Consider the following 12,513-nt stretch of genomic DNA (forward strand, 5'->3'; position numbering starts at 1 on the left):
CTCAGCCGAGGAAATGCACCAGGCCGAGGCACAGGGTGGGGAAGAAGACCAGCGCGATGATGCGGATGAAGTCGGAGGCGAGGAAAGGCATCACGCCCAGCGCGGTTTCCTTCATCGGGACATCCTTGGCGATCTTGTTGATGACGTAGAGGTTCATGCCGACCGGCGGATGGACCAGACCGATTTCGACCACCATCAGCGCCAGGATGCCGAACCAGATCGACTTGTCCTCGACGCTCATGCCGAAAAAGTCCAGCCCCATGACCATCGGATAGAAGATGGGAATGGTCAAGAGGATCATCGCCAGCGAATCCATCACGCAGCCGAGCAGGATGTAAATGAGCAGGATCGCGAACAGCACGACCAGCGCCGGCAGACCGCTGTTCTGCACCCACAGCGCCAGCTCGGTCGGCATTTGCGACAGGGCCAGGCTGGAGTTGAGCAGATCGGCGCCGATCAGGACCATGAAGATCATCCCGGTGGCGTGGGCGGTGCCATAGACGCTCTGCAGGAAATCCTTGGTGCGCATGCCGCCGGAGACCGCCGCGATGATGCCGCAGGCGGCCGCGCCGATGGATGCGGCTTCGGTCGGGTTGGCCCAGCCACCGTAGATGCCGACGATGACGACGAGGAAGACGCAGAGCACCGGAATGATGTTGATCTGGGCTTTGATCATTTCGGCGAAGGGCACCTTCTCGCCGGCCGGACCGGCCGCCGGGTCGCGGCGGACGATGATCGCGATCACCAGCAGGTAACCGAGAGCGGCAACGATACCGGGCACAACGGCCGCGACGAACAGCTTGCCGATCGACTCCTGGGTCAGCACCGCGTAGATGACCAGCGGCACGGAGGGCGGGATCAGGATGCCCAAGGTGCCCGAGGCAGCCAGCGTGGCCGTGGACAGCTTGCCGGAATAGCCGTGCGACTTCAGTTCCGGCAGCGCCACCTGCCCCATGGTCGCGGCGGTGGCCAGCGAGGAACCGCAGATCGCGCCGAAGGCCGCACAGGCTGCCGTCGAGGCCATCGCCAGACCGCCGCGCCAGTGGCCGATCAGCGTGCCGGCGGCACGGAACAGCGCCTTGGACAAGCCGCCGTGGGTCGCAAACTGGCCCATGAGAATAAACAGCGGGATCACCGCCAGGTCATAGTTGGAAACCCGGGCATAGACCAGGTTGTTCAGGGTGTACATCAGGGCCGAGGTTTCACCCTGATTCATGACGAGATAGATGCCGGCGCCGGTGATGAACATCGCCATCGTGATGTGCACCCGCACGGCGAGCATGGCCAGCAGACAGCCAAAGCCGATCAGGCCGATGGTGGTACCGCTCATTTGTGGGCTCCCGGAAGTTTCTTGGTGGGATGGAAGGAGGCGTAGGCGCGGTAGAAGGCACAGACGGCCATCAGCACGATGCCCGGCACCAGCAGCGCGGTCGGAATCCAGAGCGGCAGCGAGACCAGGGTCGTGACCTCTTGCGATTCATAGGTGGAAATCGCCGACAAGACGGTACGCCAGGCGAGCAGCACCGACACCCCGCCGAGCAGCAGCTCGGCGATGCCGTCGATCGGGCGCTTCAGGGAATCACGCATGTTCTCGGTGAAAAAATCGACCTTGATGTGTTCGCCGAGCAGCGTGCAGTACGGCAGGAAAGCCGTCGCCGCCACCGCCGTCCCGGCCTGCATCAGTTCGATATCGCCGTTGACCGAGCCAAAACCCAGCTTGCGGCCGATGATCGACACCAGCGACATGATGATCAGCGCGATGAACAGCACGCCCCCGGACACTGCCATCGCCTTGCCGGCCATGATCAGGTAATGCTCGACCCGGTCGTGTTCGACCAAGTCGTGCGGCATTCCCATCGGATCCTGCATGATTAACCCCTTGCGACCGTGTTCAATTTACTTGGCGACCGTGCCGGTCAGTTCGCGGGCAGCGGCAATCAGCTTCTTGCCATCCAGACCCTTTTCACCGACCTGCTTGGCCCACTCTTCCTCAACCGTTGCCGTGGCACGCTTCATGGCTTCGACCTGAACGCCGCTGAAGGTGGTGATCTTGTTGCCCTGGGCGGCAATCCGCTTCTTGGTATCAGCGGCGACCTCGTCGAACATCGCACCGAACTTGCCGACCATGACTTCACCGGTGGTCTTGTCGACGATGGCCTTGAGATCGGCCGGCAGGCCGTCGTACTTCTGCTTGTTCATCAGCACGGTAAGCACGGTCGCAGTTGGATAGGCAACGCCTTCGGCCGGCTGAGCATGGAACTTGGTGACTTCGGAGAGCTTGGTCGGGTAGACCAGTTCCCAGGCGCCGAGCGAACCGTCGACCACGCCCTTGGCAATGGCTTCGGTGACCTGGGCCGGCGGCATCGCCACTGGCTGGCCACCGAGCGCAGCCAAGGTCTTGGCACCAACGCGGGTCGAAGTACGCAGCTTGAGACCAGAGAAGCCGGTCAAGCCTGCCACTTCCTTCTTCGAGGTATGCACCGCCTGGCCGCCATCGGTGTGGAAGGCCAGCACCTTGTAGGCGGCAAATTCCTGCTGCGCGTGCTGCTGGTAGAACTTCCACAGCGCCTTGGAACTGGAAGTCGCATCCTTGACCATGAACGGCAGCTCGAAGGCTTCGATCGCCGGGAAACGACCGGCAGAGTAACCCGGGCCAGTCCACACCACGTCGGCAACGCCGTTCTTCACCTGGTCGACCAGTTGGGCCGGCGTGCCGCCCAACTGCATGGCCGGGTAGAACTGGCACTTGATGCGGCCGGCCGAAGCCTTGCCCATTTCGTCGCACCAGGGCTGCAGCACCTTCTGCTGCGTCGGCGCGGCCGACGGCAGGAAGTGCGCGATCTTGAAGGTCACTTCCTGCGCCTGCGCGGACAAGGAAACGGATGCGGTGACGGCCCCCAGGGCCAGCAGCTTGCGGTAGTTCATGGGAATCTCCTCTTTTGCGGGACCGGACATCGCGCCGGTTGTTAATATGTTAGCAATTAAATCGCTACGATGTTAGTAAGTCAACGACAAAAACGCTTTTTTACAATTTCCGGAGGTTGACCGTGACCGCTTCCCGGTCACGGTCGCGGTGGCTCAAACCCGCTTGAACAGCGGGCTGCGCACCTGCTGTGCGTCGGCCGCCGAGAAGAATTTCTCGGTATAGATGTCGCGCTCGAACAGGCGGCCCTGCATCAGCGTGGTGATGCAGGCTTCGATCATGATCGGGGGGCCGCAAAGATAGGCTTTCTGACCACGGAAATCGTTGTCGAAATGGGCCTTGGCCGCTTCATGGACGAAGCCCCGGAAACCGCTCCAGCCGCTGTCGGCCGGTTCATCGTTCAGGGCCGGGACATAGGTGAAGTGCGGGTACTTGGCGGCCAGATCGAGGAATTCCTGGTGGTAATAGAGTTCGCCCTGATTGCGCGCGCCGTACACCAGCGTGATCGGCAGGGTGCTACCCTCTTCCAGCAGGTCGAGGATCATCGAGCGCGGGCTGGACAGACCGGAACCGCCGGCCATGAACAGGGACGGCACATTGGCCGATTTATGCACGAAGAAACGGCCATACGGACCGGACACGGTGACCGCGTCGCCGACCTTGAGCTCGTTGTGAATCCAGGTCGTGCCGGCACCGCCGGGCACGATGCGGATGTTCAGTTCGATCTCGTCGCCGGTCGACGGGGCGTTGGCGAGCGAAAAGGCGCGGTGGCCGAGGTCATTCGGCAGGTTGAAATTGACGTACTGGCCGGCCTGGAAATCGAGGGCTTCGTCCAGCTTGAGCCAGATCCCCTTGATGGTCGGCGTCAGGTCTTCGATCCGGCTGACCACGCCGGGGAAATCGCGGACTGGAATGTCGCGGGCGTCTTCGTCGATCTCCATTTCGACTTCGATCACCGCATCCGATTCCAGCGTGGCGCAGCAGGCCAGGGCCTTGCCCTCTTCCCGCTCGTAATCCATCAGCGCGAAGCTTGATGCGTTCTGGTGGTCGACCTCGCCGTCGGTGATGCACACCTTGCAGGTGGCGCAATAGCCCTGGCCGCAAGCGTGCGGCAGGTAGATGCCGGCGCGCAGCGCGGCGTCGAGCAGGGTCTGGCCATCCTCGACTTCGATGGTCCGGCCGAGGGGTTCAATGGTCAGTTCGTAGCTCATGACAGTCTCTCCGCTGGGAAATCCGGGCTACCGGACGGGGCTACCGTCCGGCGCACCGTGTGCGTTTTTAGTAGCCGGTACCGGCAATGCCATCCAGGCCCGGGGTGCGGAAACGGATCAGGTCCTTGTGACCGATACCGTTCTCGGCCAGGCTCTTGTCGCGATCCGGCGTGAAGCTGTTCTTGCCGTTCTGCCAGAGGGCCTTATCCCAGTCGATCTGCGCCCAGTCCGGGTGATAGCTGAAGCACTCGGCCATCTGCGCGATGATCGTCGAGAACGGCGTATCCGGCGTCAGGGCGACGACGAAGGGGCGGGAGAACATGCGGTGACGTTCCCAGTTGATGTACACCAGCTGGCGGCCCTTGTAGTTCTCCAGGGCGTCGCGGGACTTGAATTCATACGGCGCCAGGGTTTTCAGCATCGTCATGGCGTTCTCCTCAGTTCTTGGTAGCCTGTTCGCGCCAGGCAGCGAAATTCTTCTGATCCTCGGAACCGTTGAAGTCGCCGAGGGCCCGCTTGTCGAGCTTCCAGTAGTCGAGAATCTGCTTGCCGGGCTGGAAGTCCGGAGCATTGACATCGACGCCTTCCGGCTCGCAATTGCCCTGCAGGACCTGATGCGAGGAGATGAAGGTCTGGATGTACTTTTCCGGCTCGTGCTCGAAGATTTCCTGGCAGTGATCCGAACAGAAGTGGAACTTCTCGCCCTGATAGGTCGTCTCGCGGAAGCACATTTCCATCGGGTCGCCCGGCTCGTTGAACTTGATGGTGCTGACGCAGACCTGGCAGTTCATCGGGGCCGTCTGGTTGTTGAAGCGGTTGCCGGCCTTTTCCTGGGCGTCGAAGAATTCGAGCACCGGACGGTAGTACTGGTCGAAGGTGTTGGGATACTTCTCGGACAGCCAGTCCATTTCCTCCGGCGTCGGAATCCAGGTGTGGAACGGCGTGGCCTGCGGCTTCATGTAGAAACCGATCCACGACTGGTGCGAGACGTGTTCCTTTTCCTCGATGGTCTGGCTGAAGCACTTCGGGATGGTGATGCCGTAGCGGGCGAGGTCCTTGAACAGGGCGCCGCCGTTTTCCTCGACGTACATTTCCCAGGCTTCCTTGAAGCTCATGATGCGCTTGGGCAGCATGTAATCCATCATCATGCCGACGGACGCCAGCTTGCGCGTGCCGCGCCAGGTCCATTTGTCGATCCAGCGCTGGACGATGGGCAGGTTGTCCGGGTCCTGTTCGAGCATGAACTTGATGCATTCCAGGCCGAGCGTCATGTGACGCGCTTCGTCGGATTGGGCCGAGAAGCCGACGGTCATCGCCGCCATGTCGCCGTTGTAGGCAGCGCCGGAAATGAACGGCACGAACAGGATGTTGGTCAGCACGTATTCGAAGGCGAAGCCGATGGCGACCATGAACTCGAACGGGCCGGCGGTAATCGCGTCGTCGAAGAAGGACTTGCCGTCCGACAGGTACCACATGCGGGATTGCTGATGGGCGAACTCGTCCATCCCGTTGTAGTACTTGTTGTAGTTCGAGATCGAGTGGATCTGCGTCTGGAAGTGACGGTACTCGTCGACCGCCTGCATCTGGCAGGCGACGCGCGGGCCGGCACCCTGCATGTGGCGGCCCATCATCGAGAAGCCGCGCGCGGCCATCAGCTCCAGCGGCGGGGTCGAGCCGAGGAAGAGCTTCAAGACGTTGATGTAGCGGGCGTCGGTGACCGACAGATGGCCGTTGTTCTGGTTGAAGCCGTCGAGAATCGCGTACAGCTTGCGCTCCTTTTCCGACTGGTATTTCCAGTAGGCGTCCATGGTCAGGCGGAAGGGGTCTTCCCACTTGTCCCAGTCGTGAATCTTGATGCCTTCGTACGCGGTCTGCGGGAAGACCTTGTCCATCGGCTGGTAGCTGGTTTCCCACGCGAGGTCGCGGGTCATCAGCGTGTAGCGCTCCTTGAGGCCGAGCTTCTTGGCAACTTTCATATCCATGGTGTTCTCTCCTTGGCTGCCGGAATCAGGAATTCCAGCTCAGGGTGAATTCGTCGTCGGTCTCGTCGAGATGGCCGGAGATAGTGATCAGGTGCAGTTGCAGTTCCTGCAGATCGAATTCACGGCCCATCTTTTCCTCGACGGTTTCGCGCTTGATGACCAGGCGGTTCGGCACGTCGATCTTCACCATCGACGGCTGGTCATCGACCATGGCATTCGGGTTGTCCTCGAGGATGGCCTCGACGATACAGCGGGAGTCGTCGTTCTTCTGAAAGGCGATGAAGGCGTTAGACATGGGGCTTCCTTTACAGGGCGATGCCGGCCTTGGCGGCGCGGGCATTCAGGTTCAGGACGAGTTCTTCGAGAATCGCGTCGGCTTCGTCGCCGAAGGCCAGCTGGGCAACCGGCTTGAGGGCGGCCAGGGCACGCTCGCGCCAGGCCTTGATCCAGGTGGCGAGCTGCGCCTTGTTCTCGGGATTGTCGGCAGCGCAGGCCTTGAGAACGGCGTCGAGCCATTTGGTGGTTTCGCCGAACCATTCGCGCTGGAAGCGGGTCAGCATCGAGAAGACCGGACCGTGTGCGGCGTTCAGCTTTTCGTTGAAGCGTTCGTAGATCAGCGGATAGAGCAGGCCTTCAAGCGCGAAATCCTGGGCGATCAGGACTTCGAACCAGTCCTGGCCGACCATCACGTCTTCCATGTAGCGGCGCAGCTCCTGCCATTCGGCACCCTCCAGCCAGGCGGTCTTGGCCTCGGCCAGGGCATCGAGATCGTTGAAAGCGAGGCCGAGGCGGCTGACGTACTGGGCGACGCCCAACTGGTCCATCGAGGCGTAGCAAGCCGCCTGCGACATGGCGATGCCGTAGGCGTAGGAAGAGACATAGGCCTTGTTCAGGTTCGAGCCCCAGGCGACGTGACGCAGCGGCAGGAAGACCTTGAGCGCGAGCTCCTTGCCGGCCGCCGGATAGGCGGCCGCAAGGCCGAGGTCTTCGACCAGATCGAAATCACCTTCGGCGATTTCCTGCATCTTGCCGCGCGCCAGAGTCCAGGCGCCGTAGTAGTACTGGCGCGGGTCCTTCAGCGCGTACCAGTCCTTCATGGTAATCGCAGTGCGGCGGGTATCGAAGATGTCGCGTTCCGGTTCCCAGGTCGGGCGGTAGTGGTAGTTTTCCACCGGCTGCAGGTCCATGGTCGCTTCCAGATAGCGCGAAGCCGGCTTGTCGGCGCCCATGCGGCGTGCCAGGTGACCAAAGGTCTGGCGCAGCGGCGTGATGCTGACCGTCCGCAAATCAATTGCCATGAGTGTCTCCTCGAAAAGAATGATGTGATGCGGTCGACCGCAACAAAAGGGCAAAAAGCCTTAGCGGAAGCGTTGGTGGGTCGCCTGGTGCATGCCCCATTGAAAGTCGGCGGCAGCGCCGTCAGCCTTGGGCATTTCACTCAGGAACTCGACCTGGTTGGCTGCGCAGAAGGCCTCGAAGGCCGCCTTTGGCATCACCAGTTCGGCGCAGACATCGGGATCGCCGACGGCAAATTCGAACTCGACCATCCCGTTAGGCAAGGTGCCCATGACCCGTACGAACTTGCGGGTGATGTCGAAAGTAGCGGATGCCATGTTTGTCTCTCCTCCATGCCGCGACCAGCCGGCCGCTTTCTCATGGCTGCATTAGAACTTTTACTAAGATATTAATAAATGCACATTTGCGGAAATGACTTGTACTTTTCGTAACCCCGGCCAACCATCAACTCTCTGTCGTGTGATGTCCGGTTAACACTTCTTTCCATGAAACTCTTTGCTCTTTTTGCAATTTTTGAATCACACTAGGCACTACCTACCGCCCACGGCGTCCTTGGAAAATCCCACAACCAGCGGACGCACGGAGTTGCCATGAACAAACGCACGTTGACCGGTTCGCTGTTTGGCCGCCTGCTGCTCGGTGGCGGCACCTTGCAATTGCTGATTCTGGGCGCCTACCTGCTGGTTGCCTCGCCAATCATGCGCAGCGGCTTCGCCGAGCAACTCCGTGCGAGTGCCGACCTGACAAGCGAAATCCTACATCTGGCAATCGTCCCCTACTCGGCGGAAAACCGCTACGAGACCCTGCAGGAGGTCTTTGGCGATCTGGTCACCCATTCACGGGAGGGACTCGAGTATCTGGCGATCACCTCTGCCGAAGGTCGCCTGCTGATCGCCGCCGGCACCCTGCCAAACCCGGGTGGAAAATTGCCACCACCATCTCCGGACATCGACAACGCATTGCGCGAGGGTTTCCTGCATGTCCGTCACGACATCCTGCTGGCCGACAATCAGGTCGGACATCTGCAATTTGGCTTGTCGACCGCACGTCTGGAGCAAACTCTGGCGCGCCTGCAAACAAGCCTCGGCTGGCTCGGCGCAGGCAGTTTCCTGCTCACCATACTGCTGGTTGGCTGGTTTGGCCGAGGAATTCGCCTGCGCTTCCAGCATTTCGTCGAGTTGGCCCGGCGTGTTGCCACAGGCGATTACTCGATCCGTCTGCCAGACCCCGGCAGCGACGAACTTGACGAACTCGCCGGCAATTTCAACCGGATGGCCGAAGCGATTTCGCTGCGGGAACGAAAATTCATCAATGTTTTCAATGCTGCGCCCATCCCGATGCTGCTCTGCCGTCGTCTGGCGCCCGCCGCGGAGTACCTGATTGTTGACGGCAATGACATCGCCTTGGCCAGTTTTGGCATCGGGCGCCCCGAAATCGCCGGTAAGCGAGTCAGCCAGTTGGCACCCGGCATCCAGCCGGAAGCCTTGCACCAAATGCGACAGGACCTGGATCAGGATGGTCAGTTCGGCCCCTGCGAAATCAGCCAACTTCTTCCTGGCAGAAATCAATCCAGCAATCTGCTGTTGTTCGGCAAGCGCTTCTCGGCAGGAAACGAAGACCTGCTGGTGGTCTGCATGCTCGAAATCAGCGATCTGCGGCAAGCTCAGGTGCAATTGCGGGAGATGAACGACTCGCTGGAACAACGCGTGATTCTCCGCACCGAAGAGTTACGCCAGCGCAACCACGAACTCGACTCGGCGCTCGCAGCCCTCGACGAAGCCCGACAAAGGGCAGAGGAAGCCAATCGGGCGAAATCCGCTTTCCTGGCCACCATGAGCCACGAAATCCGGACCCCGATGAACGCGATCATCGGCATGTCTCACCTGGCCCTGCAATCGGGTCTCGATACCCGGCAGCGCAACTACATCGAGAAGGTACACCGCTCAGCCAATGCACTGCTAGACATCCTGAACGAAATCCTCGATTTCTCGAAAATCGAAGCCGGGCAATTGAATATCGAAAAAATCGACTTCGATCTGGAAACCGTGCTCGAGAACCTGGCCAGCCTGCTCGCCCTGCGAGCCGGAGAGAAGGGGCTTGAACTGATTTTCGACCTGCCGGCAGAAACTCCCCGGATGCTGCAAGGGGATCCATTGCGCCTGGGGCAGGTGCTGACCAACCTGCTTGGCAATGCGATCAAATTCACCGAACAGGGGCAGATCGTGGTTGCCGCCCACCCGATCCAACAAGATGCCAAACAATGCACCATCCGCTTCTCGGTCAGCGATACCGGCATTGGCATTTCCCCGGAACAGCAAGACAAGCTGTTCAGCCCTTTTGTCCAGGCCGATGGCTCGACCTCACGCCGCTACGGCGGCAGCGGCCTTGGCCTGGCGATCTGCCGCAGGCTGGTTGAACTGATGGGCGGCAACATTGGTTTGGAAAGCGCCCCCGGATTAGGCAGCACCTTTCACTTCAGCCTCAGCTACCCACTCAGCGAACGCAGCATCCAACGCCCCTGTCGAGACCCGGAGGGCCTGCGCAATCTGCGTGCCCTGATCGTCGATGACAACGACCAAGCCCGCGAAATCATGGCGCAAATGTTGCGTGGCTTCGGTCTGCACTGTACCCAGGCCAGTTCTGGAGAGGAGGCAATCCAACGCCTGCACGAGAGCAATGGCGACTCCACCTTCGATCTCTTGCTCTGCGACTGGAAGATGCCCGGCATGGATGGCATCGATCTGTTGCAGCACTGCCAGACGCAAGGACATCCCATGCCGGCGAGCATCATCATGGTCAGCGCTTATGACACTGAAGCACTGGCCGGTGAATTGACTCGCGCCGGGGAAAAGCCGAATGCCATTCTCGGCAAACCGGTATCCCCTTCACTGCTGTTCGACGCCATCAGCCAATCGATTCGCCCTGCCCACAGGGATGCATCCTTAACTCCTGCACCGGCACAGAATGAAGGTTATCGCGACCTGCGAGGCTTGCAGGTCGTGCTGGTCGACGACAATCCGCTCAATCTGGAACTTGGTGAAGAGTTACTACGTCTGGTCGGAGTCAAAACCCGGACCGCCAGTAGCGGCGAGGAAGCCATTGCGGCAATCAGCGCGCAGGCGCCCGACATCGTGCTGATGGATGTGCAAATGCCCGGACTCAGCGGACTCGAAGCCACGCGCATCATCCGCCGGCAGTTTCCGGCAGGCACACTGCCGATCCTGGCCATGACAGCGGGAGCGCTCGATAGCGACCGCGAGGAAACCCGACAGGCCGGAATGGACGAGCATCTGACCAAGCCGATTGATCCCGATGCCCTGTACCGCCTGCTGCGGCAGTTTGACCGGCGCCCGGAAAGCACTACCGGCCTGCGGCCAGCCTCTGCGCCACTACCGGCCCAGGAGGGCGTGGACAGCGGACAGCCCCTTGCCTCGCCTGAACTGGACCGGAACGAGGGTTTGCGCCTGTGCGGAGGCCGCGCCGAAATCTATCAAAGGATTTGCGACCGTTTCCGCCAATCCTTTGCCGACTTCCCGCTACGCTGGCAAGAGGCGGAGCAAGCTGGCGACATCCTGCAACTGCGCATGCTGGCACACAACTTGAAAGGCGTAGCCGGAGCACTTGGCGCCAAGACACTGAGTGCAGAAGCGATCGCACTTGAAACGCTGCTGCAGCAAGCGGAGCATTTGTCCGAAATCAGGCCAGCCGGTGAGCGGCTGTGCCGCCAGCTGATCGCCTTGGTCACGCAACTAAACAGCGAGGCAGCCAGTCACGGCATACCGGACACCGCGAACGCTCCTGCCCTGCCGCTGACCGAATCCGGGTTCCAGACATTGCATCAAGTCCGCCAGTTGCTGCTCTGCGGCGATACTGAAGCCCTTGAGGTATTGGAACAACTCAACATTGCCTCCCCCTTGCCACCAGCACTGAAAAAACTCCAGCAGGCCGTCGGAAACTATGATTTCCGGAATGCGCTGTCGCTACTCGACACCATTCTGGCCGCCCCTGCCACCAACGGAGACCAAGATGCTTCCTGATACCCCTGCCGCAAGCAGCAAACGCCATTCGCTGCTGATCGTCGATGACATGCCCGACAACATCGAGGTATTACGCGGCATTCTGCGTAGCGACTACCGGATTTATGCCGCCACCTCCGGAGAAGGAGCGCTGGCATTACTGGCCCAAGGCGTACGCCCCGACCTGATCCTGCTCGACGTGATGATGCCGGGCATGGATGGCAACACCCTCTGCCGACATCTCAAGCAGGATCCTCGTACCGCAGACATCCCGGTCATCTTCGTCACGGCGCGCGGCGAAGAGCAGCACGAGGAACATGGCTTTGAACTCGGTGCAGTCGACTACATCCCCAAGCCGGTCAAGCCCAGGGTAGTCCAGGCCCGGGTCAAAACCCATCTGGCGCTGGCTGACCAGCAACACCTGCTGGAAGCCATGGTCAGCCGCCGAACCGAACAGCTTTATGCAACCCGTCTCAAAGTGATCAGGACCCTCGGGCAGGCTGCCGAATTCAAGGACAACGAAACCGGCTTGCATATCATCAGAATGAGCCACTACTGTCGCGAACTCGCCCTGGCCCTTGGCCAGCCTGACACCTGGGCCGACCTCCTCTACAACGCAGCTCCGATGCACGACATCGGCAAGATCGGAATCCCGGACGCAATCCTGCTCAAGCCAGGAAGGCTGGATGCGGAAGAAATGACGGTAATGCGCACGCATGCTGAAATCGGCGCCCGTATCATCGGCGACGCGGAGGGTAGTGAATTGTTCCAACTGGCCGCAAGCGTTGCCTTGACCCATCATGAAAAATGGGATGGTAGCGGCTATCCACAAGGACTTGCCGGCACAAGCATCCCGCTGGCTGGCAGAATTGCCGCTGTTGCCGATGTCTTTGACGCACTGACCTCGACCCGCCCTTATAAAAAAGCCTGGCCATTTTCGGAAGCTCTGACGCTACTGCAAAATGAACGTGGCCGTCATTTCGACCCGGAGATTGTCGCCTGCTTCGAGCGAATTCTGCCTACCGTCCGGGCCATCCATGACCAATATGCCGACGCAACCTTGTCCGGCTGACTTGCTGCTGCCT

The 12,513-nt window shown here is 60.6% G+C and carries 11 protein-coding genes; 2 read left to right on the top strand and 9 right to left on the bottom strand.

The features are described 5' to 3' along the window. Position 1: 1 nt before the first annotated feature. The 9 genes from VX159_RS15245 to VX159_RS15285 form a co-directional block, all read right to left on the bottom strand. A complete protein-coding gene (locus VX159_RS15245) occupies positions 2 to 1,330 on the bottom strand; it encodes a TRAP transporter large permease (RefSeq protein WP_371323721.1) in 1,329 nt (442 codons plus the stop codon). Continuing rightward, positions 1,327 to 1,869 (bottom strand): TRAP transporter small permease, encoded by a 543-nt coding sequence (locus tag VX159_RS15250; RefSeq protein WP_371323722.1) that lies wholly within the window; start codon positions 1,867 to 1,869, stop codon positions 1,327 to 1,329. The genes VX159_RS15245 and VX159_RS15250 overlap by 4 nt, the downstream gene beginning before the upstream one ends. Before the next feature lie 27 nt (positions 1,870 to 1,896). Beyond that, the gene (locus tag VX159_RS15255) at positions 1,897 to 2,925 is read right to left on the bottom strand and encodes a TRAP transporter substrate-binding protein (RefSeq protein WP_371323723.1); all 1,029 of its coding nucleotides are present in this window, start codon (positions 2,923 to 2,925) and stop codon (positions 1,897 to 1,899) included. 153 nt (positions 2,926 to 3,078) lie between these two features. Beyond that, a complete protein-coding gene (locus VX159_RS15260) occupies positions 3,079 to 4,134 on the bottom strand; it encodes an NADH:ubiquinone reductase (Na(+)-transporting) subunit F (RefSeq protein WP_371323724.1) in 1,056 nt (351 codons plus the stop codon). A 67-nt stretch (positions 4,135 to 4,201) separates the two neighbouring features. Continuing rightward, entirely contained in the window at positions 4,202 to 4,561 is a 360-nt protein-coding gene (locus VX159_RS15265) for a phenol hydroxylase subunit P4 (protein ID WP_371323725.1), read from the bottom strand. A gap of 10 nt (positions 4,562 to 4,571) precedes the next feature. Next, the gene (locus VX159_RS15270; RefSeq protein WP_371323726.1) at positions 4,572 to 6,116 is read right to left on the bottom strand and encodes a YHS domain-containing protein; all 1,545 of its coding nucleotides are present in this window, start codon (positions 6,114 to 6,116) and stop codon (positions 4,572 to 4,574) included. Between the two features lie 25 nt (positions 6,117 to 6,141). Further along, entirely contained in the window at positions 6,142 to 6,411 is a 270-nt protein-coding gene (locus VX159_RS15275; protein WP_371323727.1) for an MmoB/DmpM family protein, read from the bottom strand. Positions 6,412 to 6,421: 10 nt separating this feature from the next. Next, positions 6,422 to 7,414 carry a phenol hydroxylase gene (locus VX159_RS15280; protein WP_371323728.1) on the bottom strand — a complete coding sequence of 331 codons (993 nt, stop codon included), beginning with the start codon at positions 7,412 to 7,414 and terminating at the stop codon, positions 6,422 to 6,424. Positions 7,415 to 7,474: 60 nt separating this feature from the next. After that, the gene (locus tag VX159_RS15285) at positions 7,475 to 7,729 is read right to left on the bottom strand and encodes a phenol hydroxylase subunit (RefSeq protein WP_371323729.1); all 255 of its coding nucleotides are present in this window, start codon (positions 7,727 to 7,729) and stop codon (positions 7,475 to 7,477) included. 273 nt (positions 7,730 to 8,002) lie between these two features. Between VX159_RS15285 and VX159_RS15290 the strand changes: the two genes are divergently transcribed. Beyond that, positions 8,003 to 11,449: a response regulator gene (locus VX159_RS15290; protein WP_371323730.1), complete on the top strand. Its 3,447-nt coding sequence runs from the start codon at positions 8,003 to 8,005 to the stop codon at positions 11,447 to 11,449. Beyond that, a complete protein-coding gene (locus tag VX159_RS15295; RefSeq protein ID WP_371323731.1) occupies positions 11,439 to 12,500 on the top strand; it encodes an HD-GYP domain-containing protein in 1,062 nt (353 codons plus the stop codon). The genes VX159_RS15290 and VX159_RS15295 overlap by 11 nt, the downstream gene beginning before the upstream one ends. The last annotated feature ends 13 nt before the right edge of the window (positions 12,501 to 12,513 follow it).

The organism is Dechloromonas sp. ZY10 (assembly GCF_041378895.1).
Taxonomy (GTDB): Bacteria; Pseudomonadota; Gammaproteobacteria; order Burkholderiales; family Rhodocyclaceae; genus Azonexus; species Azonexus aquae.